General features: G+C 65.6%; 21 protein-coding genes and 2 pseudogenes. 11 read left to right on the forward strand and 12 right to left on the reverse strand.

What is annotated here, in order from left to right:
• Positions 1 to 326: 326 nt before the first annotated feature.
• The gene (locus OH799_RS05195) at positions 327 to 1,820 is read right to left on the reverse strand and encodes an aldehyde dehydrogenase family protein (RefSeq protein ID WP_406276297.1); all 1,494 of its coding nucleotides are present in this window, start codon (positions 1,818 to 1,820) and stop codon (positions 327 to 329) included.
• Between the two features lie 215 nt (positions 1,821 to 2,035).
• On the reverse strand, positions 2,036 to 2,911 hold the full coding sequence (locus OH799_RS05200) for a universal stress protein (RefSeq protein WP_406276299.1): 876 nt from the start codon (positions 2,909 to 2,911) through the stop codon (positions 2,036 to 2,038).
• A 679-nt stretch (positions 2,912 to 3,590) separates the two neighbouring features.
• Here OH799_RS05200 and phoU point away from each other — a divergent pair.
• Positions 3,591 to 4,253 (forward strand): phosphate signaling complex protein PhoU, encoded by a 663-nt coding sequence (gene phoU / locus OH799_RS05205; RefSeq protein WP_406276301.1) that lies wholly within the window; start codon positions 3,591 to 3,593, stop codon positions 4,251 to 4,253.
• A 171-nt stretch (positions 4,254 to 4,424) separates the two neighbouring features.
• Here the strand turns inward: phoU and katG are convergent, their stop codons facing one another.
• Positions 4,425 to 6,656 (reverse strand): catalase/peroxidase HPI, encoded by a 2,232-nt coding sequence (katG, locus tag OH799_RS05210; protein ID WP_406276303.1) that lies wholly within the window; start codon positions 6,654 to 6,656, stop codon positions 4,425 to 4,427.
• Positions 6,657 to 6,691: 35 nt separating this feature from the next.
• Positions 6,692 to 7,108 carry a Fur family transcriptional regulator gene (locus OH799_RS05215; RefSeq protein WP_406281816.1) on the reverse strand — a complete coding sequence of 139 codons (417 nt, stop codon included), beginning with the start codon at positions 7,106 to 7,108 and terminating at the stop codon, positions 6,692 to 6,694.
• Positions 7,109 to 7,452: 344 nt separating this feature from the next.
• On the opposite strand from OH799_RS05215, the gene OH799_RS05220 reads away from it, so the two are divergent.
• Positions 7,453 to 8,019: a hemerythrin domain-containing protein gene (locus OH799_RS05220; RefSeq protein WP_406276305.1), complete on the forward strand. Its 567-nt coding sequence runs from the start codon at positions 7,453 to 7,455 to the stop codon at positions 8,017 to 8,019.
• Between the two features lie 165 nt (positions 8,020 to 8,184).
• Here the strand turns inward: OH799_RS05220 and OH799_RS05225 are convergent, their stop codons facing one another.
• A complete protein-coding gene (locus tag OH799_RS05225; RefSeq protein WP_406276307.1) occupies positions 8,185 to 8,658 on the reverse strand; it encodes a hypothetical protein in 474 nt (157 codons plus the stop codon).
• A 94-nt stretch (positions 8,659 to 8,752) separates the two neighbouring features.
• Between OH799_RS05225 and OH799_RS05230 the strand changes: the two are divergent.
• The 3 genes and pseudogenes from OH799_RS05230 to OH799_RS05240 form a co-directional block, all read left to right on the forward strand.
• Positions 8,753 to 9,082, forward strand: a pseudogene (locus tag OH799_RS05230) (glycosyltransferase family 2 protein); the annotation flags it as partial.
• Positions 9,083 to 9,180: 98 nt separating this feature from the next.
• Positions 9,181 to 9,621, forward strand: coding sequence for a glycosyltransferase family 2 protein (locus OH799_RS05235; protein ID WP_406282952.1), 441 nt, complete (start codon positions 9,181 to 9,183; stop codon positions 9,619 to 9,621).
• Between the two features lie 4 nt (positions 9,622 to 9,625).
• On the forward strand, positions 9,626 to 10,522 hold the full coding sequence (locus tag OH799_RS05240; RefSeq protein WP_406276309.1) for a glycosyltransferase family 2 protein: 897 nt from the start codon (positions 9,626 to 9,628) through the stop codon (positions 10,520 to 10,522).
• Positions 10,523 to 10,552: 30 nt separating this feature from the next.
• Here the strand turns inward: OH799_RS05240 and OH799_RS05245 are convergent, their stop codons facing one another.
• The 3 genes from OH799_RS05245 to OH799_RS05255 form a co-directional block, all read right to left on the reverse strand.
• Positions 10,553 to 11,209 carry a HemK2/MTQ2 family protein methyltransferase gene (locus OH799_RS05245; protein ID WP_406276311.1) on the reverse strand — a complete coding sequence of 219 codons (657 nt, stop codon included), beginning with the start codon at positions 11,207 to 11,209 and terminating at the stop codon, positions 10,553 to 10,555.
• An 815-nt stretch (positions 11,210 to 12,024) separates the two neighbouring features.
• On the reverse strand, positions 12,025 to 12,453 hold the full coding sequence (locus OH799_RS05250) for a hypothetical protein (RefSeq protein WP_406276313.1): 429 nt from the start codon (positions 12,451 to 12,453) through the stop codon (positions 12,025 to 12,027).
• A gap of 600 nt (positions 12,454 to 13,053) precedes the next feature.
• A complete protein-coding gene (locus OH799_RS05255) occupies positions 13,054 to 14,016 on the reverse strand; it encodes a ferritin-like domain-containing protein (protein ID WP_406276315.1) in 963 nt (320 codons plus the stop codon).
• 555 nt (positions 14,017 to 14,571) lie between these two features.
• Between OH799_RS05255 and OH799_RS05260 the strand changes: the two genes are divergently transcribed.
• On the forward strand, positions 14,572 to 15,339 hold the full coding sequence (locus OH799_RS05260) for an alpha/beta fold hydrolase (protein ID WP_406276317.1): 768 nt from the start codon (positions 14,572 to 14,574) through the stop codon (positions 15,337 to 15,339).
• Positions 15,340 to 15,711: 372 nt separating this feature from the next.
• On the opposite strand, the gene OH799_RS05265 is transcribed toward OH799_RS05260, so the two are convergent.
• Positions 15,712 to 16,014, reverse strand: coding sequence for a hypothetical protein (locus OH799_RS05265; protein ID WP_406276319.1), 303 nt, complete (start codon positions 16,012 to 16,014; stop codon positions 15,712 to 15,714).
• Between the two features lie 132 nt (positions 16,015 to 16,146).
• On the reverse strand, positions 16,147 to 16,281 hold the full coding sequence (locus OH799_RS05270; protein ID WP_406276321.1) for a hypothetical protein: 135 nt from the start codon (positions 16,279 to 16,281) through the stop codon (positions 16,147 to 16,149).
• 438 nt (positions 16,282 to 16,719) lie between these two features.
• Here OH799_RS05270 and OH799_RS05275 point away from each other — a divergent pair, with 438 nt between their 5' ends.
• The gene (locus OH799_RS05275; RefSeq protein ID WP_406276323.1) at positions 16,720 to 17,052 is read left to right on the forward strand and encodes a hypothetical protein; all 333 of its coding nucleotides are present in this window, start codon (positions 16,720 to 16,722) and stop codon (positions 17,050 to 17,052) included.
• A gap of 9 nt (positions 17,053 to 17,061) precedes the next feature.
• Here the strand turns inward: OH799_RS05275 and OH799_RS05280 are convergent, their stop codons facing one another.
• Together OH799_RS05280 and rox are read right to left on the reverse strand one after the other, a co-directional pair.
• Positions 17,062 to 17,187, reverse strand: a complete 126-nt coding sequence (locus OH799_RS05280; protein WP_406276325.1) for a hypothetical protein — start codon at positions 17,185 to 17,187, stop codon at positions 17,062 to 17,064.
• Between the two features lie 95 nt (positions 17,188 to 17,282).
• A complete protein-coding gene (rox, locus tag OH799_RS05285) occupies positions 17,283 to 18,716 on the reverse strand; it encodes a rifampin monooxygenase (RefSeq protein ID WP_406276327.1) in 1,434 nt (477 codons plus the stop codon).
• Between the two features lie 710 nt (positions 18,717 to 19,426).
• On the opposite strand from rox, the gene OH799_RS05290 reads away from it, so the two are divergent.
• From OH799_RS05290 to OH799_RS05305, 4 genes and pseudogenes are all read left to right on the forward strand, one after another.
• Positions 19,427 to 19,855, forward strand: a complete 429-nt coding sequence (locus tag OH799_RS05290; RefSeq protein ID WP_406276329.1) for a hypothetical protein — start codon at positions 19,427 to 19,429, stop codon at positions 19,853 to 19,855.
• Positions 19,834 to 20,455: pseudogene (locus OH799_RS05295) on the forward strand (CAP family protein). Before OH799_RS05290 ends, OH799_RS05295 begins: the two are co-directional and overlap by 22 nt.
• A gap of 661 nt (positions 20,456 to 21,116) precedes the next feature.
• A complete protein-coding gene (locus OH799_RS05300) occupies positions 21,117 to 21,641 on the forward strand; it encodes a hypothetical protein (RefSeq protein WP_406276331.1) in 525 nt (174 codons plus the stop codon).
• Positions 21,581 to 22,366, forward strand: a complete 786-nt coding sequence (locus tag OH799_RS05305; protein ID WP_406276333.1) for a hypothetical protein — start codon at positions 21,581 to 21,583, stop codon at positions 22,364 to 22,366. Before OH799_RS05300 ends, OH799_RS05305 begins: the two co-directional genes overlap by 61 nt.
• The last annotated feature ends 323 nt before the right edge of the window (positions 22,367 to 22,689 follow it).

The following is a 22,689-nucleotide window of genomic DNA, read 5'->3' on the forward strand; positions in this document are numbered from 1 at the left end:
GACCAATCGGTCTCCGCTCCGAAAGCGTTGGGCGGGTAGCTCATCGGCTCGATGGTCCATGTCATCTCCTGGCCACAGTGTGGGATCGCACCGAACAACTCGGTTTCGTCGCCCGCGAGCGAGGGGGAAGGCGAGGACCGCCGCGCCGTCCGCCTGATGCCGACCGAGGCAGGCAAGGAAGACCTGGCCCGCTCAGGGCAACACATCTGGAAGAACTTCGGCAACCCACATTCCTGTAGTCATCGCGCTGGTCGGCCCCGCCGTGGTGCGGGCCACGATCTGGACCAGCACCAACGCCGTCGTCGCACCGAATGACCTGGTGTGGATCAGAGTCCGCGGCAGACGGTTTTCGTGACAAGGTATTCGCTGATTCCGAAAGGCCCGAGTTCACGGCCATTGCCGGAGAGTTTTACCCCACCCCAGGGGATGTGGGGCATGAAGTATCCGAAGCAGTTCACCCAGACGGTGCCTACCCGGACGGAGTCGGTGAACCGGTCAGCGGTGCCGGTGCTGGTGGTCCATACCGAGGCTGACAGCCCGTAACTGGAGTTATTGGCGATGGTGATGGCCTCGTCGAGATCGCGGAACGGGTAGATGCACACCACCGGGCCGAAAACCTCATCGTGGGAGATCTTTGCCTGGGTGCTCACATTGGTCAGGACAGTAGGCTGATAGTGCAAGGGGCCGGGTAGGCCAAGCGCCGCACCAGTTTCGGCGTGGGCGCCGTCAGTGAGTGCGTCTTGAACCATCGAGTCGATTGCCTTCAGGTGCGCCTGGTCGATTTGCGGCCCTTGCTCGGTGGCATCGTCGAACTGGTCACCGAGCCGACGCCGCTGGGCGTGGGCGGTGAGCCTGCTCACGAAGTCATCGTAAATGTCTCGGTGGACGAGCAGCCTGCTGGCGGCACAACAGTTTTGCCCGGCCAGGCCGAACGCACCGTCTACCGTGGCAGCCAGCGCCCGGTCCAGGTCCGCGTCCGGGAAGACTGCGTTCGCACCCTTGCCACCTAGTTCGGTGACAATCGGCGGGATACGCCACGCCGACTGGCGGGCGATGGCGCGGGCGGTGGCGGTGCTGCCGGTAAAGCTGATCATGTCGATCCGCGGATCGGACACCAGCGCGGTTCCTGTCACCTGGCCGATCCCCGTGGCGATGTTGACCACGCCCGGCGGGAAACCCGCCTCGGCTATCCGGGCGGCCAGCGCATGCAGCGACAACGGTGCTCGCTCGGGTGCTTTGACCACGACCGTGCATCCGGCGGCCAGTGCGGGGGCGAGTTTCCATGCGGCACAAGCGAAAGGGAAGTTCCACGCGACAATGACGGCGCACACGCCGACCGGCTCGCGGCGCAGGGTCACCTGAACACCATCAGGTGCGGGCAGTGCCTCGTCCACGGCATGGGTAACCAGATCAGCGTAATAACGGTAAGTCTGGGCGGCGTTGCCGATGTCCCAGCTCTGGACACCAGCGAAGAGCTTGCCGGTGTCGAGCGATTCCAGCAATGCCAGTTCTGCCTGGTCGCGCTCAATGAACCCTGCCAGCCGGATAAGGCACGCCCCCCGTTCGGCCGGTGTCATTCTGGGCCAGGGCCCCTCGTCGAACGCCCGCCGGGCCGCCCCGACCGCACGGTGCACGTCCGCCTGCTGCGCTGCTGGCAGCCGTGCAATCGCCCGACCGGTGCCTGGATCGGTAATCTCGAGCGTGGCAACGGCTTCCACGTCGGTATGGACGCCGCCGACAAAGGGGCGGACATCAACTAACGGAAGAACCTCGTCTATCGCAAGGGTCCGCCGCTGGGCGGCACCGGCTGGAATACGCATCTTGTCCTGTCTTACCGACGGCTACGGAAACGGCCGCTGGCTAACGAGCGGTGGGCCCGGCATCCGTGCCCAGGTACCGGAATCGGGGAACACGGCGGCCGTCAATTTCCACTTCCTCGGTGAAGTTGCTCGACTGTCTCCCGATCATTGTCGCCAAACCATGGCTTCGATCCCGATGCTGGTTCCCCTGTCCGTTCGTTGATGATGGGTCCCCACTACTTGGAGCGGACGACGATCATCGGGATTTCAGCGGAATGCAGCAGGGCGTTGCTGGTGGAGCCGAGGACCATGCTGGCGAAGCCGCCGCGGCCGTGGCTGCCGACGACGACGAGTTGGGCGTTCGCGGATTCCTCGAGCAGCGAGCGTACAGGCCGATCGACGACGACGATCCGGTGGACTGGGACATCAGGGTATTTGGCGTTGTAGCCCGCCAGGCTTTCGGCTAGTACGACTTGCTCTTGGCGATGTAAGTCGGCCCAGTCCCCGATCGGCAGATCCAGGCCTGTCACGTCGCTCCAGGCGTGCAGGGCGACGACGCCGACGCCGCGCAGGGAGGCTTCCTCGAATGCCAGTTCGATGGCTGGCACACTGTTGTCGGTGCCGTCGACGCCGACGAGGACGGGCCGGGTCGCGGAGGCAGCGTCGACCGCGGGCGTGCCGTGGATCACCGCGACCGGGCACAGGGCATGCTGAGAGGTGGCGGTGCTGACCGAACCGAGTAACCCACGCCGGAATGCGCCCATGCCGCGACTGCCCACGACCAGCATTCTGGTGTGCTTGGAGCGTTCGATAAGCGTGGGCGTTATCGACTCGAACGTCACCTCGGTGGTGATGGTCGGCTCGGCCCCGAGCCCGGCCGTGCGCACCACACGTGTCGCCTCGGCCAGGATCCGGTCGCCATCGCTACGCAGCCTTTCCAGATCCGCCTCCGCCAGCGACATTCCCGGACCGAAGCCGGTCGGGATTGCCACCGAGGTGAGGATGTGCAATGGGCTGTGATGCAGTGCGGCTTCCACGGCAGCCCAGGCGACGGCCTGGTAAGAGCTGGTGGAGCCGTCCACGGCTGCGAGAATCGGGGGGTTGCCTACCATCCGATTTCCTTTCGATCCCGAGGTCACTACCCGGCTCACATCGAGGTACCCGGTTTCGGTTGCGTGACACCGGAATGCGGCCATATGCGCAGCGCCACCGTGTGGCCCGGCGCACCGGTACGTGAATTTTCCGAGGGATGCGCACGCACTTGCTACGCATATGGCTCGACGTGAAGGATGTACTCGAGATGTGAGAGTTGTTCGGCTACTTCCGGCGAAGTGGAAATGACTAGTCGATTCGCGCCGCCGTCCTGAACGACGTGGGCGTCGGCAGTTTCGAGCCAGTCAAAGAACTTCACCCGAATCGCCTCCGGAGTGGTGCCACCGTTGCGCCCTGCGTCCAGAAGGAGGACGTATTGACGGTGTTGTGCTGACATGCGGCTCCCCTTCAATCTGTTGAAACACTGCGATCAGTGTCGAATAATCCACGCCGGAACCGGCAAAAGACGAGTAAAAGCAAACCACGGGGCGGAGCCCGCCTTCCGAAGAAGGGGTTCGACGCGCACAAGCGGCTTCGATCGAGGATCGTGAGCCTGACAGGTCGAACTCGACCGATCTGGCTGACTGCCTCCGGTTGCGCCGACGATCCGACTGCTCGTGGCGGTCCAAAATCTTGGCCGTCGCGCACAATGGCTTCGGGCCCGCCGACTTCCCACCGTCTGATGGGTCAGGATGAGTTATGCGGACTCGCTTTCATGAAAGCCTCGACGATCTCGCTGCGCAACTACACGCAATGTGCGTGCGGGACCGCGCCGCTATCGCCGCCGCGACGAACGCACTGCTGAGCGCGGACGTGACGCAGGCCGAGCAGGCGATCGACATCTGCCGTGAGATCGACACCATGCGCGATGGCTGCGAGCGCACCGCAGTCACCTTGCTTGCTTTGCAAGCACCTGTGGCAAGCGAGCTGCGCCAAGTGGTCACCGCTATCCAACTCGTCGGCGATCTGACGCGAATGGGTGCCTTGGCCGACCACATCGCTGAGATCGCGCGGCGACGCCACCCCGATCACGCGGTACCGGAGCTGGTGCGCCCGATAATGGCGCGGATGGGTGCGGCCGCGATAGCGATGGCCACCACCGCCGCCGCGGTGCTGAAGTCCCGGGATCCTGGCGACGCCGCCGCACTCGATGGTCAGGACGACACCATGGACCGTCTGCACCATGCCCTGCTGACGAGCATCCTGGCCGAGGATTGGGACGCCGGAACCACTGCCGCGGTCGACCTCGCTCTGCTGGGGCGCTACTACGAGCGTTTCGCCGACCACACCGTCCAGGTCGGGCGCCGCACCCTGTTCTTGGCCACCGGCACACACCCGACCGTCGACCATCACGAGAACTGACCGACAGCTCTGATCAGAACATCCTTCGGACGGTTCGGGTGGCAAGCCGGGCGTTGATATGACCGGGGAGGGCCAGGGACGAGGGCTCGGCCATGTGATCGGGCGGCCAGATGGGCGGCGATACTGTTCCAGGCCGGCCGGAAAGGGCCGGCCTGGAACCATCGATACAGATCAGGCGAGGTCGAAGCGATCGTTGTTGACCACCTTGACCCACGCGGCGACGAAGTCTTTTACAAACTTCGTCTTTGCGTCGTGCTGCGCGTACACCTCGGCTACCGCACGTAGCACCGAGTGCGACCCGAAGATGAGGTCGTTGGCGGTGGCCGTCCACTTGGCCTGGCCGGAGGACCGGTCGAAACCTTCGTAGACGTTTTCCGCCGACTCGGACGCCTTCCACTCCGTGTTCTGGTCGAGGATGTTGACGAAGAAGTCGTTCGTCAACACGCCCAGCTGGTCGGTGAACACGCCGTGATTGGTGCCGCCATAGTTGGTACCCAAGGCGCGTAGGCCGCCGATCAGCACTGTCAGCTCCGGAGCCGTCACGTCCAGCAGGTACGCCCGCTCGAGCAGCAGGCGCTCCAGCGGAGCCTTCTCGCCGACTCGCACGTAGTTACGGAACCCGTCGGCCCGCGGTTCGAGCACCGCGAACGACTCCACATCGGTGTTCTCCTGCGATGCGTCCGTACGCCCCGGCGCGAACGGCACAACGACGTCGTGCCCCGCATCTTTGGCCGCCTTCTCGACCGCTGCGGACCCGGCCAGGATGATCAAGTCCGCAAACGAGACCTTCTTGCCGCCAGGGGCTGAGCTGTTGAAGTCCTGCTGGATCTGCTCTAGCACCGGCAGTACCTTGGCCAGCTCGTCCGGCTCGTTGACCTCCCAGTCCTTCTGCGGCTCGAGTCGAATCCGAGCGCCGTTGGCACCGCCGCGCTTGTCGGTGCTACGGAAGCTGGCCGCCGACGACCAAGCGGTCTTGACCAGCTGCGCAACCGACAGGCCGGACTCGAGGACCTTGCTCTTCAGGGCCGCGATGTCCTGCTCGTCGATCAGCTCGTGGTCGACGGCGGGAACCGGATCCTGCCACAGCTGCGGCTCGGGAACCCACGGCCCGAGGTAGCGGCTGATCGGACCCATGTCGCGGTGGAGCAGCTTGTACCACGCCTTGGCGAACGCCTCGGACAGCTCCTCGGGGTGATCCAACCAGCGACGTGTGATCTCCCGGTAGATCGGGTCTTCCCGCAGCGCCAGGTCCGTGGTCAACATCGTCGGGGTGCGCGCCGGCCCACCGTACGGATCTGGAATGGTGCCCTCGCCGGCGCCGTCCTTCGCCTTCCACTGCCATGCTCCGGCGGGGCTCTTGGTCAGCTCCCACTCATAGCCGTACAGGTTTTGCAGGAAGCCGTTCCCCCACTTGGTCGGGGTGGACGTCCAGACGACCTCCAGGCCGCTGGTGATGGCGTCCTTACCCTTGCCCGTGCCGTGGGCACTCTTCCAGCCGAGACCTTGCTGCTGGATCGGGGCGCCTTCAGGTTCGGGACCTACCAGGTCGGCGTTGCCGGCACCGTGCGTCTTGCCGAAGCTGTGGCCGCCGACGATCAGTGCGGCGGTCTCTTCGTCGTTCATCGCCATGCGGCCGAACGTCTCACGGATATCCCGTGCCGCGGCCACCGGATCCGGCTGACCATTGGGCCCTTCCGGGTTCACGTAGATCAGGCCCATCTGGACGGCGCCGAGAGGACTCGATAGCTCACGGTCACCGCTGTAGCGCTCGTCACCGAGCCAGGTGTCCTCTGGTCCCCAGAAGACCTCTTCCGGCTCCCAGATATCGGGGCGACCGAAACCGAAGCCGAAGGTCTTGAACCCCATCGACTCCAGGGCCACATTGCCGGCGAACACCAGCAGGTCGGCCCACGAGATCTTGTTGCCGTACTTCTGCTTGACCGGCCACAGCAGTCGACGAGCCTTGTCCAGGTTGGCGTTGTCCGGCCAGCTGTTGAGCGGCGCGAAGCGCTGGGCGCCCTGACCGCCGCCGCCGCGGCCGTCGGCGATGCGGTAGGTACCCGCCGCGTGCCAGCTCAGCCGGATGAACAGGCCGCCGTAGTGGCCGTAGTCGGCCGGCCACCAGTCCTGCGAATTCGTCAGGACTGCCGTGACGTCGGCCTCGAGGGCATCGACGTCGAGTTTCTTGAACTCTTCGGCGTAGTCGAAGTCCTCACCTAGCGGGTTGGCCTTGGACGAGTGGGCATGTAGCACCGAGACATCGATCTGCTCCGGCCACCAGTCCTTGTTGGAGCGGGGGCGATGCTCCGTCTTCGGAGTGGGGGACGGGATCGCCGGGTTCTCGCTCTCGCTTGCGCTCTGCGTTTTGATGTCAGGATTGGGCGGACGGCTATCGGATGACACAGGATTCCTTCCTGAATGAGTGATGTTGGCTGCGATCAAGGACGTGATCGGACAGGCTGTGATTCCGCACAGTCGGGACACAGGCCCCAGTAGATGACCTCGGCCTCGTCGATCGAGAACCCGTGGTCATCGGACGCGGTCAAACACGGGGTCCCGCCGACGGCGCAGTCGACGTCGGCGATCACCCCGCACGCCCGGCATACGACGTGGTGGTGATTGTCGCCGACCCGCGACTCGTAACGTGCCACGGAGCCGGACGGCTGAATACGCCGGACCAGGCCGGTGGCCGTGAGCGCGTTCAACGAGTCGTAGACCGTCTGGTGGGACACCTCGGGCAGATCGGACCTCACGGCGCGGATGATCGAATCCGTGTCGGCGTGCGGGTGGTCGTGCACCGCGCTCAGCACCGCGACCCGGGGACGGGTCACGCGCAGCGAAACTCCCCGCAGCATCTGCTGGAACTCCGAGGTTGTTGGCACGCACGCAAGTCTTGTCCGCTTTCTGGAATGAGTCAAGAGTCTGTCCGGAAGTCGCGCTGATCCGATTTCCCTTCGGCTCGCACCGGGCCGGAAGGGGCGTGTTTACGATGAGACGCGGGCAGCGCCAGGAGTTCAGGGCCCACCGCTGAGAAGGGGTATGCCGCCAAGGAACCGGCTGTCATGGCCGCGGTCACGTTGCCCGGTCGAGGGCCGATCGAGGCTTTGGTTTCGTGTGCCGTGACGCGGGAATGCGCTCTGCGAAAGCATCTGGACCCACAGACACCACGAGGCACGCCATCCTGGAAAGGAGAGCAAGCATGTCGCCTGCAATCATCAACTCGACCTCGGACGCTGTCGACTTCCTGATCGAGCAACACGGACGGATCCGGCAACTGTTCGTGGAAACTGCCCAGGCGTCCGATGCCAAGGCGCGCGAGAATAAATTCTTCGAGCTGCGACGTCTACTGGCAGTGCATGAGACCGCAGAGGAGGAGATCATCCACCCGCGTGCCCGCCGTGAGATCGGGGACGGCGCAGCCATCGTCGACGCACGCCTCGAGGAGGAGAACAAGGCGAAGAAGCAGCTGGCAGATCTCGAAGCGGTGGATGTCGACTCGGTCGAATTCGAGGTCAAGCTCGAGGGGCTGCGCCGGGCCGTGCTGGCGCACGCCGAACACGAGGAGAGCGAGGAGTTCAACCGCCTGCGCCAGGAACTGGATCCCGATGCTCTTCAGCGGATGCGCAGCACCGTCGAGCTCGCCGAATCGATGGCACCGACCCGTCCGCATCCGGGCATCGAGTCCGCCACAGCCAACATGCTGGCCGGTCCGTTCGCCGCGATGATGGATCGCGCCAAAGACATGATCACCAAGCCGCGCCACTGAATAGGACATTTACACGACTCGGTGGCGCTCGGCACGCCCATTCGCGCCACCGAGTCCGAACTCCGTATCGGGGTAGATGACGGGCGGCAGGAGAGGGCTGTCCTGAAGTGACTCGTCGCAGTGCGCATCGCAATCGCCGCACGCTTGCCGAGCCGAAGGCGCCCCTCAGCTGTGCTGGTCGAGCAGCTCTCGACCACCCGCCCCGGACAGGAATTCGCGCCATCGCCATGGCCCGCCCGCGTCGGCGACCAGTGGTGGTGTGTCCTCGCCAGCGCCTGCGCGCAGGCCGGCCAGCAGCTGCCGGAGCGCTTCGACCGCGGTGTAGCGCGGCGCCCAACCCAGCTCGGCCCGTGCTCGTCCGGTGTCCAGAAGCGGCAGGTGCATCACCGCGTCGAACAACTCCGGTGCTGCGGGCAACATCCGCGCGTGCCATCCCACTGCGAGCCCCGCGCGTACGAGTGGGGGCGGCATCGCCACCACGCGGGCGTCGAACAGCTCGGCCAAATGGGATCGGTCGATCACCGGCTCGGCGGCCAGATTGAACGGCCCGTGTGCGTCGGTCGTGACCGCCAGCGCGTACGCGTGACCGATGTCATGACTGTGCACTGCCTGGAACCGCAGGCCCCGCGGGATGGGCACGATCGGCGCGAGCCCTGGGCGGATCAGCCGATTCGGGAAAATGGGGCCTGCTCGATGAGCTGCTCACAGGACGGTCGGGGTGAGACCTCGAACCGTGGCGAAGACCACTGTCGTCATAGCCACTCGTAACCGCGCCCCCGAATTGGCCCGCACCTTGACCGAGTTATGCGCACTCCGCCCACGTCCTGCAATTGTGGTGCTGGACAACGCTTCCGTCGACAACACTGTCGACGAGGCAGAGGCATTCCCGGATGTGAAAGTCATCCGACTGCCCCGTAACCCCGGAGCGGCGGCACGCAACCTCGATGTCGCGATCGCCCGGACACCATATGTTGCTTTCAGTGACGACGACTCGTGGTGGGCCGGTGACGCGCTCCCCGAAGCCGAGCGGGTACTGGACTCCTATCCACGGCTAGGCCTTGTTGCGGGACGCACGCTCGTCGGCAGCGACCACCGTGACGATCCCGTCAATGAACTGATGGCGACCAGCCCCCTCGGGCACCCCCTGAGCTGCCGGGTCCGTTGGTTCTCGGCTTCCTCGCCTGTGCGGCCATCGTCAGGAAAGAGGCGTACCTGGAGGCCGCCGGGTTCAGTCCGCTGTTGCATTTCGGTGCCGAAGAACGGTTGCTGTCACTCGACTTGGCGGCCTGTGGCTGGCACCTCTGTTACGTGGCGGACGTGCGCGCCCACCACCACCCGTCGGCGTGGCGACGACCTCAGGCATGGCGCAGACGAGTCGAACAGCGCAACAACGCGTTGATCGTCTGGATGCGGCGACCGCTACGGCGATGCGTGGCCGAGTCCATCGGCCTGCTGCGTCGAGCAGCACGTGACCCCGGGACATTGCTGGCGGTCGCGGGGATCATTCGTCGACTGCCGTGGGCGTTGGCACAGCGGCGGCGGCTGCCGCCGGGGGTAGAACGCTGGGCCCGGACCCTGGAACTCGCCGATGGAAGGACGTGACCCGATGGCCACGGAACGAATAACGGTCGTCATCATCACCCGCGACCGGCGTGAACAACTGCTGGAAACGCTCGCGCACATGACCACGCTTGCCGACGCGGCGCCGATCATCCTCGTCGACAACGGGTCCACCGACGGCACGGCCGAAGCGGTCACCGCGGCGTTCCCCACGGTGCAGCTCATCCGCTCGACGGACAACCTGGGTGCGGTGGCCAGAAACATCGCAGTCGAGCGGGCAGTCACTCCTTATGTGGCCTTCTGTGATGACGACACCCGATGGCAGCCGAGCGCCTTGACCCGCACCGCCGATCTGCTCGACCAGTACCCCGGCCTGGGTTCGGTGACCGGACGATGCCTGGTCGCGCCCGACCTGAACGAGGACCCGATTACACCAGAACTGCGCGATTCACCGGTTCCCTGGCCGGATTGGCTGCCGGGGCCCGCCCTGCTCGGCGTCATGGCAGGTCTGTCCGCCTTCCGGGTCAGTGCATTCAGGCAAGTCGGTGGCTTCTCCCGACGCCTGTGGTTCGGCGGCGAAGAGGAACTGCTCGCGCTCGATCTCGCGGCGCATGGCTGGTGGATGTGCTGGGTAGAGGACATGCTGATCCATCACGAGCCTTCACACACCCGTGACGCGACCCGTCGTCGTGGACTCGGTATTCGGAACACTTTGTGGACGCTATGGTTGCGCCGCCCGGCCGGCAGCGCGGCCCGTCGGACCGCCGTCGTGCTCAGGTCAGCCCCAGCAGACCTGACAACCGCCGCGGCCGTCCTCGAGACACTGCGTGGACTGCCCTGGGTGCTGCGCGAACGAAAAGTCCTGCCCCCACCCGTGGAGGCCGGCCTTGTTCTGTTGGAAGAATCCCAACGCCGTTCGCTCGCACGTCGTTATGTGGGCTGACGTCTAGTACAGCGCCGGCTGGACCTGGGATCACCGGTCGGGTTGGTCGGCGCGAACGACCACCAGCTCCTCATGTTGCTGGCCCGGATGGATGAGCCCGGACGCGGTCAGCCATCGCGCCTTGGACTGCATGACCGGACCGAGAACGATGGTGTCACGCGCTACGATCGCGGCTTTGAGCCCACCCTCGCGGAGTTGGTTCACGGTGAGATCAGTGTCGCATAGCGCTGAGTGCACCAGCAACGCCATGCCGCGCGCGGTCAGCAGGGCCGGGAGCAGAGCGCACAGCTTGTCCAGTATCGCCCGCCCGCGGCTGCCGGCCTCCCACGCGCGGGCGGCGCCGCGAGCAGGTACCGGTCGCGGGGACGGTACGTAAGGCGGGTTGGCCAAGACCACATCGAAGGTGCGTCCGGCCAACACTTCCGCGAAGTCGCCATGCAGCAGTTCCGCGCCGATACCCCGTAGCCGGCAGTTGAGCCACGCTGAGGCGACCGCCCGACGGGAGACGTCGACCGCGGTCACCGACGCCGCTCCTGCACGAGCCGCCTCGATCGCCAGCGCCCCGGTACCGGTACAGGCGTCGAGAACGTGTGCGTTCTTAGGTAGGGCCGCCCGCGCCATCGCCTGGGCCAGTAGCCATGTATCGGCCTGCGGCCGGTACACACCTGGCCCACGGATCAACATCATGGGGTGGAGATAACCTCTTCAGCCCGGGCCAACCGTGACGACCGGGCAAGGGACGCAGGCCATTGGAACTCGGCGGGGCGGGTGAGGATGTGAGGATGGCTCCGGCTTGGCGGACCTGCTCGGCGGGCCGTTCTGTTCGATGCCGCGCGAGCACTCGCGGCTTGGCTCGAGTTCTTGGTGGAGGTGCTGCAGCACGAGCTGTACCCCGAGGACCACGGCATTTCCGCAGTCCGCGGACATATCGAACCGCTGGTCCGTCGGAAGCCGCGATTAGGATGACCGTAGCTATGCGTATACGTATACTGCAAATATGTTGGATCCCCTCAGCCTTGCGGTCGGTGCCGGTCTGGTCGGTGTCGGCTGGGCATGTGGTCGGTTCGGGCATCGACGGCGAGCCCGGTCGAGGGAGAAACTTCCCGCGCGCTGCGGTTGTGGTCACGACCTGGCGCTGCACGACCGTTCCACAGGTACTTGTCACGCCGAGATCTCCCGTAAAGGCACTCACGGCCTGCGGGAGTGGGTCGGTTGCACCTGTCGCCGCTACACCGGCCCAACACCACTGGAGGAAGTGTTCACGTCACCGATACTTCCGCCGCAGTCCTGAACGGACGGAAGACGATTCAGGGGCAGCCGCCGCCAGCCGCGATCTCCCGAATCACCGACAGAGGATTGCCATCCACCTCGGCGATGGCCCCCGACAACACCCAGTGCTTGTACGGGACCGTCTCTCGGGCGCAGCGCCTACCGTGTCGACGGCGTCACGGAGGCAGTCGGTGCCATCGGCTGACCGTTTTGCTGTTTCGCCGGCGATGTCGTCAGGTACCGATGCGATGCAGGCAGAACGACACCGGCGGCTGCTTGTGCTCGACGCCGGCGGTCTCGCTGTATTTGCTGTTCGCGGTGTGGCAGACCCCGTAATCGTGGCTCTCGACGCGGGTGTTCACCTGGTAGGCCCCCGCCATCGAGCACGGCACTTTCCGCAACCGGTACAGGTGCGCGTACTTGTTCTTCGGGTTGTTGAAGCAGTCACCGACCTGGGCGTTGAGGTGGGTGCAGACGTAGCGCGTCTTGCTCGGCCTCCTCCCCTGGGCGGACCAGCTGAACGAGTGGTCGGGGCACTCCACGGTCGAGGCTTCGCGCACGACGACCAGCGCGGCTTCGGGGTCGGTGCAGCTGCGGTGCTGCAGGTCCCACGGACGGTTCGCTTGGTCCCGCGTGAAAAAGCCACAGTCGCCGATCTTCATGGATTCCGATTGCGACTTGCCGCACCCAGACATTGCTAGCGTGGCGACGACGAGGACGGCGACGGCTACCGCGCCTCGCGGACGGATCGCGCGGCGGAGTCTGATGCTTCGGAGTCGATGCGACATAGTGCCCAGACTTCCACATGGACTCGACCCCACCGCCGGCATCGGGATCGACGCCACCCGCGCCCAGCTGCGATGCGGCGCAGTCTGGTTGACAGGGAACCCCCAGCCAGCGCCCAGCCTCAGCATGCTGCTCGAGAGTGATTCCACCAGCCCATCGGCACCGACTGTGCGTGCGTCGGACGCCAGGGCGCCCCACTTGCGTCGGCGGCTTGCCCTGCCGCTTCGACACCAGGACGATGCCCTCGGGCATATGCCCAGGGCGCCGGATCGTCAAGTGGCCATGCCTCTTTGTGTGTAGCGCGCTACACGTCAAGTCAAGCGCGCCACACCACCGCACTGTCCGCGCGGAAACCGCCGTTTTTGTTTGCATCGGATCGCGTCCGATTGGTATGTAGGGTGCCCAGGACTGGGATGTTCAGTCGCTGCCGCCTGCGCACTCACCCGCGACATCTCGTCCGGCGGGCCGGGCAGGGGTCAGCTGAGGCCGGCGACTTCTTGGGCGATCGCCGCGAGCCGGGTTTGGGCGGCCGAGACGACACCGTGCCGGTTCTTGTTCGCTTCCTCGTACGCGATGATCGCTCGTACGTCGGCGGGTTCGGTCAGTTCCTTGACCATGGCGACGGCTTGGGTGACGTTCAGGTCGTCGTAGTCGTCGATGGGCAGCTCGCCGGGTTCGAGGACGCCGGTGGCGGTGCGGATCGAATGCAAGGCATCGGCGGCGGCGTCGGCGCCTTCGCGCCGGGTGACCTGCTCGGCGGTCTCGAGTGCGGCGTCGCGAGAGGCTGTGAGGGTTTTGACGACGACATCGCCCGCGTGCGCGCCCTGGGCGAGCAGCTCGCCGAGCGCGGGGGAGGTGGCGCGGACGGTGTCCAGCGCCCGGTCGAGACCACGGGCCGACAAGGTGACTGGGATGTTGACCAGCTTCACCGCGGTACCGGTGGCCGCCTGGAGTGGGGTGCGGCGCAGGGCGGCCGGCCCGCCGAGGGCGTCCTCGGCCAGGACCGTGGTCAGCCAGTCCACAGTCGCCGAGTGCGCGGTGATCAACCGCTCCGCCAATGCCACGACGTCGGGTTGCTGGGCGGTGGTCGCGAGAACCTTGATGTAGCGGGCGCGGTCGAGGAGCTGATGTTCGAGGGCGAGGTCGCCGAGCAGGGCTTCGTCGAACGGCTGGGCCTGGTCGACCATCGCCTTGACCGCTGCGGCGGCCCGTCCGAGGAAGGGACCGATCAGCTCCGGGACGCCGCCGAGTTCGCGAATGGCGGCCTTGACGGCCTCGGTGCGGACGCGGGCGTTGTCCGCATTCGCGGACAACTCGCGGCGCACCGCCTCGGTGCGGGCCTGCGCGATCCGGGTTTCGGCGATCTGGATCTCGGTGTTGGTCAGATCGAGGACGGCGCGCAGCTGCGCCAGCAAGGTAGTGGTGTCGCGTGTGCTCATGCGGATCTCGTCCCTTCGGCGTTGACGGCATCGGGTCGGTGCAAGGTAGGTGCACCGCTACCGTGACTACCCCGCCCTGCCGTCGGATAACCTGTCCCACACCACACCGCCCGACCGGTATACGCCGAGGCCTCGCTAGGGGTATTCGGCTCGACGTCCAAGACGTATTCGCGGTCTTTGAGCTGGTCGGCTGCCTCTGAAGGAAATGACGACCCGGTCGGCGCCGCAGAGCTCGACAACGTCGGCGTCGGCGGTTTCCAGCCGGTCGAGGAGCTGCACCCGAATTTCCTGCGGAGTTGTCCGTCGTGTGCTGGGCCCCGTCGGGTCGCGATGTTCGTCGTGCGGCCGGATACCCTGCCTCGTCGGGGCCTGTCATGTCCTTACGGGCACCAATCAATGGTCTTACCAACGGAATTCGCGGTCCGATGATGATATTTTGATTCGTCGATCCAGCTACCGGAGACTTCACCCGATCACCGACCGGTGACGACGGGTAGCGGGCCGAGAGGGGCAATAAGGGCGATGCAGCACTTCACGATTCAACACGACGGCGTCATGATCACAGTGTCTCGCGGCGGCCGGGGACGACCGCTGGTCATGTGTCCTGGGCTGAGCTCGACACAGGCCGATTTGCAGGAGCTGACCGAGCTGCTGCGGCGCGACCACGACGTAGTGACCTTCGACCTCAGGGGCCATGGCCTCGCCTCGGCCGCCGATCGGTATTCCTTCGAGGCGTTCCTCGGCGATCTCGTCGCCGTGTTGACGGAGCTGGGATGCCTCGACCTGCCCTCGCCGCCCGTACTCGTGGGCTACTCGCTGGGCGCGGACCTGGTCGTACACTATGCCTCCGAACATCCTGACGCCGTTGCCGAGCTCGTTCTCATCGACGGCGCGAACCCGGTGCCCGAACCGTTCATCACCGAGGCTGACCTGCCGGAGTTCCACGCAATGTGGGAGGAACTTGCGACGCAGCACGAGGCAAAGCGGGGCACCGCGCATCAGGTGTTGCTTACCGCACGGGAAATTCTCGACCTGAATCTCGAGATCGATGTGGTTCGGTCCGGAATCCTTGACCGGTACGAGAAGATCGACTGTCCGATCAGCATGATCATGTCGACCTCGATGGCCGGCGGCAGCGGCGAAGGGCATGCGCCGCAGCGCAATCAGAACTGGCGTGCTGGCATCGAGCGGCTCGTTCGCGAGCGGCCGCACATCTCCACGTCCTGGCTCGACGCCGATCACGGACTGGTCTTTACCCACGCTCCGGAAATCGCCCGGATCATCCGGAGTACACAAGGTCCAGCGGCCAAGCCGGCTTCTTGAACAGCATCAGGGGAAATTGGCGAGCGGCTGGGAAAGGCTTAATGGATATCGCTCCAGCACTGATGTGGCTGGTGCCGACTGACGAGGCCGGCACCGCATGACCATTCGGGGAGCCGGCCCCGAGGAGGAGTTCGGGGTTGAGACCGGCGGACAGCCGTCATCACTGAGAATGATCATGATCCAGGTCAACCTGGAGATTTTCTACGGCTCGGTCCCAATGTCTACAACCGGCACGGCCGGGCAATCAGTTCGCGTTCAGGAGGGGAGCTTTCATGCGCATCATCACCACACCCCGGCTGCTCGCGGTGGCTGCCGCGCCAGTGCTCGCCACCGTCGCGCCCGCCTCAGTCGGAGTAGGACGGCACCGCGTGATCACTCTCGCCGACGAAGCATGGCGTAGTGGATGTACCAATGCTCGCCCTGGCGGGTGAAGATATTCACCGGTTCCCAACCGAAATGCTCGTCCAACCATTCGATGCACGATGTCAGGGCCGACAAGGTGCCTCGGGGGTCGGCCTGGATCAGCTCACCCAGCAGGAGCTCCCCCTGCGGCTGTGAGTAGACGACAAGATATTTCCGTTGGTAAGTGCGCATGTCGACAGTGCCATTCAAGATGACCTTGACGTCGAAAACCGGGCCCGGACCGGCCGGGAGCAGCTGAGGCTGACCGTTCACCACACAAGCACTACCCGTGCGAGCCTGATGGGTACAAACTCCTACGCGGATCTGCGTGCGCGTCCGGTCACATGACCGTCGCCATCGGCCGCGATCCGCTTCCACTGCTCCGGGTCCTCGATCCGCCTCGCCTCAGGGTCGGTGGCGGACCGACCGCGCGCACGCGTCCACCTCCGCCAACGCGTCCTGGCGCGTTTCAGGGCTGTTGTCCCACTGCTTGCGCAGCTCATCGATCGACAGATCCGACGCAAGCTCGGCACCACCCAACTTCGCCCCTCACCATCACGAACTTGCGCCGAGTAACCACGCACCGCTGCGACCGGCACAGTCGAAGTTCGCGACCTGTCCTTCTCCTACGAGCCGTCGTGCGGTGTCTCGATAACGTGTCGTTTACGGCTGGGAGGTGATCAGGTCGCGCTCGTCGGCCGATCCGGGGTTAGCTGACGAGAAGAATTTCTTAAGGCCGATCGGCCAGGGTGATCGCGAAATCAGCCGCCGACTTCCACCTTTCGGACTCCGATGCCGAAGAGTCGCATTCTATAGCGACAGTGATTTTGGATTTCGAACAGGAGCCTTTGATGACCACAACCCTCCTCGATGGTTCTGCTGGTGAGGATGTCTGTTATGCCTCACGCGACTCCTCCCAGGGCATCGCCTGGTTGATCGAACAAGTCCAACCACGGATGACCTGGCCACCCCGCCGCAGTGTTCACGCTGGTGTCTCGGATGATTGCCAACGGTGCCGAGAACGCCGCGGTGAAAATCGCGCTCACCGCGGCGGAGTTCGACTTGCGTACCGTCGCGCCGGGTGTGGCGGAACATCTGACCGGTCATGTCGCCGACCTGCTCGATCGTGCGCGCGCGGCCGGTGTCGCGCGCGACGACGTCACCGCCGACGAGGTGATGGCGCTGGTTGCCGGAGCCTTCGCCGCGATCCACCACGCCAATGCTCAAACCAGCCCGACACGCTCGGCGCATATCGCCAAGCTCATCCTCGACGGGCTCCGCTCCCGCCCCGGACGAGTACCCCATACCTGAAACGCGAGATCAGTCGTCGTCGCGGGCGTCGGGATCGCGCAGCGGGCTGCCGGTTCCGCCGAGGTCGGGCAGGTGGAAGGCGTAGTGCCCGCGATGTCTGAAGCCGCACCCGCCAACCGCGATCGACCGGCTCACCCAGATCCTGCCGCGACACAGCGGCCAGGTCTCCGCGACCACCCGAGCAGAGGCACTACCAGCGGAGCGGACCTCGATGGGCTCACCTGCGAGCGCTAGCCGATGGCAGCGCCGAACCACTTGGGCAGCTGGCTGAGCAGATCCTGCTGATCTTCACCGACCCACGCGACGTGTCCGTCCGGCCGCAGCAACACCGCCGACACATCCAATTCCTCGCTGACGTCAACGACGTAGTCGACCCGATCCTCCCAGCCCGCCACCGAAAGCCGGCTGGTCTGGTCGAGCAGCAGCCCTCGGCCGCCGCGCATCAGCTCGTAGAGGCGGCCCTGTTTCAGCACCACGTCCCGCATCCGCCGGCCGAGTAGTTGATGGCCGTCACCGAAGTCGTAGCGGACCCCGACCGCGGTGATGATCTCGGTGACGTACCGGTTCACCTCCTCGAAGTCCATCAGCTTCGAGAACAGCTCCCGCAGTGCGGTCGCACCTGGATCGTTTCCGATCAGCGTGATCTGCGCACGGGTGTTCTCCAACACGCGGGCGCCCACCGGGTGCCGTTCGGCGTGGTAGCTGTCCAGCAGTCCCTCTGGTGCCCAGCCGTTGACCTCGGCGGCCAGTTTCCAACCGAGATTGAACGCGTCCTGGATGCCGAGGTTGAGCCCTTGACCGCCGGTCGGCGGGTGGATGTGCGCCGCGTCGCCGGCCAGCAGCACCCGGCCGACCCGGTAGCGCTCGGCCTGCCGGGTGGCGTCGCCGAACCGGGACAGCCAGCGCGGCGAGTGCGCGCCGAAGTCGGTGCCGGCGAACGCCTGAAGCTGCTGTTTGAACTCTTCGAGGGTCGGTGCGGTCGCACGGTCCTCGGCCACCCCGTCGGCGGGCACGACGATGCGATACACCCCGTCGTCGTCCCCGCTGCGAATGGCGCCGAACCGCTTGTGGGTCTTGTGGACTTCCTCGACGATGGCGGCAATCGTTGCCGGGTCCTCGGTCACCTCCATCTCACCCAGCAGCGTCTCGACCCTGGCGGGCTCGCCGGGGAAGCCGACGCCGAGCCGCTTGCGCACCGTACTGCGGGCACCGTCGCACCCGGCGAGGTAGCGCGAGCGCAGGTGCGTGCCGTCCGCCAACGCGACGGTTACCACGTCTTCGTCCTGGCTCAACCCGACCACTTCGCAGCCGCGCCGGATCTCGGCACCGAGTTCGAGGGCATGCTCGTTGAGCAGCCGTTCGGTGATCGGCTGTGGAGTGGCGAGGCCGTAGGGGTGCGCTGTTTCCAAGCGATCCGGCCACGGCTTGACGATGCCGCCGAAGAGACCGCCGACTTGGAACTTCGCACTGACCGCGAGGAACCGGTCCAGCAGGCCGCGCTGGTCCATTATCTCGACGCTGCGCGCGTGCAGGCCTTGTCCGCGGGACTGCTCGGTCGGCTCGGCCAACTTCTCCAGCACGAGCGTTTGCACGCCGTGCAGCCGCAGCTCGCTGGCCAGCATCAAGCCGGTCGGTCCTCCGCCGGAAACGATCACGTCAATCATGAAAACCCCTCATTCGACAATGTTGCATTTCGGCCAGCTGATCCGCACAGTCCGGCGGCGCGCGCACTCGCATTTCCGGGCTCGAGTGCGTGCCACCGCAGAGCGCGTCCCACCGGCGGTTGGGCGTCCCGCGAGACCCATACGGCGACAAGCACTCATACTTTGCGAATCCCTGATTCGCGCAGGTTCTGGCTTCGGCTGGAGATTCTGCGGCACGACCCGGGTCTTGCGGCAAGGCCCCCGGTGGGCTATATGTTGAGAGTGGCAGGGAGTGGGTAGCTCCTTGCCTTTACCTTTTCTAGTCCACTGTGGGCGGACAAGCTCCCGCCGAAGCGGTCATCTTCGGCGGCGGCCGGGTCGCGCAGAGCCGCAGGCCGCCGCCAGCCGGGATGGACGCACGGAACCTATAACGGCCCAGCACGTTGAGAGCAGCGCCAAGATGGCTGCGTGTCCGTCGACGACACCGGTCTCGGGCAGAACCGATACCGGCCAAAAGGTCTCGGCAAGATGGTTGCCGTGCTCCCGGAGGGGCTGCGAGAACCGTCTGAACGTCCCCCGCGGCAGAGCCGGTTCGATACGCTAACTGACGGAACGACTCCCACTACACGCTGCTGCGATGTCGGGGATCTGTCGGGCGTACTGCTGGATTAGGTAGTACGGCTGCGAGTGACGTTACGCGGGAAGGACATCGATTGATAACAGTGCGGCGAATGGCGGCGGGTGTCGTGGTGTCGGCAGGAATCGGGGCGTTGGTGTGCGGAATTCAGGCGCCGCTTGCGCAAGCGGATCCACTACCGCAATGGGCGCCGTTGGGCACCACGCTCTACACCTTCGGCGATGCGAATTTCTGTGCTGGGGCGATCGGCGTGGTGCTGGAGGCCGCGCCGCATATGCCCGGCCACGTGCTGGCACACGTGACACCACTGGGTTATCAGCGAGGGCCTTGCGGCAATCACGTAATGCTGGGGTGGGTAGGCTCAGCGGGTGGGCGGGCCCAAGACGTGTATGTGCACACCGATGCGGCGCCGGGCGACACCGTGACCGTGGACCTGTGGGTGGGGATGGGTCCGGCCAAGATCATGGCGGATACCTGGCCGATTCAAGGCACGTTCACGGAATGGTATCTGCTGGTGCCCTAGCCGCCCGCCGCAGTTTACTGCCGGCCACGCTGAGCTGGTTCAGGCTCGGGGCAGGGCAGCCAAGGTATGTTGATCGCGAACATCTCAATGCCCGGCGGCTTTGCTGGTGGGTGTGTTTCTCCGTTTCGCGTTGTCCCGCCCACCTATTCGGGAGATTGATAGGAATCCTGAACGGTTCTTGTCGGTTGGTGCCGCCGTGCTTGGTGGCGGCGGCTGTCAGCCGGGTGGGCGGGGCCACCGCACAGCCGAGCACGACGTGCTGCGGTACGTCGTTCGTCAACGATCTGCACTCCGCCCACAACCAGTTCCGGTCGCGGCTTCAAGCGACACCACTGGTCCTCGACCGGACGGTGACAGACACCGCTCAGAAGCGGGCGGACAATTTGGCGAGCACGATCAATTTCGCGTACTCGCAAGGCTCCGGCTACGGGGGAGAACCTATTTCATACTATGGGAGGTCAGGCCACCGGCGTCGCAGCGACCAAGGCGTGGTACGACGAGATCAAGGACTACGACTTCGACAACCCCGGGTTCTCCACGAAGACCGGACATTTCACACAGGTGGTGTGGAAGGCCAGCAAGAAGCTCCGGGTCAGCTGATACCACTTCCCGCATTATGCAACACGGTGCCGTATCGCGTTCCCAAGCTTCCGACCGTCAGGTCGTGTCGGCCGCGGAAATCACTGGCCGTTCCTATCAAAGCAACCCCGTCCACAGCGGCCCCTTTTCCTCAGCCAACGCGAGGATGGAGCGGTCGCGGTTGCCGACCACTCAGCACGGCCGCACTGCCGGGTGCCAGGTCCCGCGTGATCAGGCAGGGCTTTGGTCGATGGGTGCGGCTCCTTTGGAGGGACGGGCTGATCTGCTGAAATGTGGTCTGGGGCTGAGGTGGTGGCGGGGTGGGCGCTTATCGTTGGGGTGGGGGTTCGGTGGTGGAGGCGGCGATGGGCTCGTGGATGGAGGAGCTGGAGCGGCGGCAGGCTGCGGCCCAGGAGCGGGCTGAGGAGCTGCGTGGGCGGATCGTGGAGTTGTCGGAACAGCTTGCTGCCGAGGAGCAGCGGTTGTCGCGGCTGGAGATCACCCGGGAGACGATGATCGAGATCCTCGGCGCGGCAGGCGAAGCTGTTGTGGCGGTGCCGCAGGGCGGCATGGGTGAGAATGACATGGAAGCGGAAGGCGTGAATCGGGAGCGGCTGCGACCGAGGAGGCCGACCTGGCCGCGCGGTTGCGTCGCGGCGAGCGCCCTTCGGGCCGTAATCGGTTGGAGCGCGGGCATTCCCGGTTGCTGGCGACGGTGGTGGGCCCGGTCACGGTGCGTTGTTGCGCGTTGCGCGCTCCGGGCGAGCCGAACATCTATCCCGCCGATGCGGTGTTGTCGCTGCCGGCTGGCCGGCACAGCCACGGGCTGCGCAGACAGGCGGTGACCGAAGCGGTGCGCTCCTCCTACGACACCACGAAAGACGCGATCATGCGCCGCTGCGGCCCGGTCGCAGGCAAACGCCAGCTCGAACAGCTCGTCGCCGCGGCGTCGGTCGACATCGACGCCTTCTACACTGCGCGGATCCCCGCCCCTGCCACCTCGCACACGCTGCTGGTACTCAGCGCCGACGGCAAAGGCATTGTGATGCGGCCGGATTCGCTGCGGGAATCCACCCGCAAGGCAGCTGCCCGGGCGGCACCGGTGTTCCGCACCCGACTCGCCCCGGGCGAGAAACCGCACCGCAAGTGGCCACCCTCGCCGCTGTCTACGACGCGCAACCCGCGCCCCGGCGACCGCACGACGTGATCGCTGTCCCCGGCGGACGCGTCGGCGACCGGAAACCCCGCCCAGGCCCGCAGGCGGTCAACACCTGGCTGACCGGGTCGATCGTGAAGAACCCCGGTGCGGTGATCGAGGCCGCGTTCGCTCAGGCAGACGCCCGCGACCCCAGCCACGAGCGGACCTGGATCGTGCTGGTCGACGGTGACCACCACCAGATCGAGCGCGTCCGAGCCGAAGCCGCCCGCCGCCGGGCCGCTGTCCATATCGTGCTGGACGTGGTACACGTGCTGGAGTATTTGTGGACCGCGGCCTGGTGCTTGCACACCGCCGCCGACCCTGCCGCCGAGGACTGGGTTGCCGCCCGCGCGCTACAAATTCTCGCCGGGCACGCCCTTCAAGCCGCCGACACCATCCAAACCGAAACCGACGCTGCCGCCCTGGCCCCGGACAGGCGCGGCGGCACCGACGCAGCCGTCCGCTACCTGCGCGGCCACGCCGAATTCCTGTGCTACGACATCGCTCTGGCCCGCGGCTGGCCGATCGCCACCGGGGTGATCGAGGGCGCAGCCCGCCACATCGTCGCCGACCGCCTCGAAATCACCGGTGCTAGATGGGGACTGACCGGAGCCGAAGCCATCCTCACCCTCCGCACCCTCATCAACAACGGAGACCTCGAAACCTACTGGCAATACCACCTCACCCGAGAACACCAACGCATCCACCCGAACGACCACCAGGTGGCCGCCTGATCAACAGACAAGCTGCACCCATCGCCTATGGCAAGCAGCTACCGCGAACCATCTCCGACGGCGTGATGCGCTGAGCCGCGACTCGCTGTCAGCTCGGCGCTGACCTGAATCACTGATCGTGCTGGTTAATCTTTCGCCTCGTTGTTGCCCATCCTGACAAGCGGGTTATTCGACAAGACAGGGATCGCGCGTGGCGCATGTCTTGGCGGTACGGCCCTCGTCAGGGCTGTGCACCTGGACGCTGCTCAACTGTTCGCACCGTACCGTCGGGCCGACCGAGGAATGGGTGGAGACACACCGGCTCCTGTGGTCATCCAACACCG

The sequence above is a fragment of the Nocardia sp. NBC_00881 genome (genome assembly GCF_045207455.1).
Lineage (GTDB): Bacteria > Actinomycetota > Actinomycetes > Mycobacteriales > Mycobacteriaceae > Nocardia.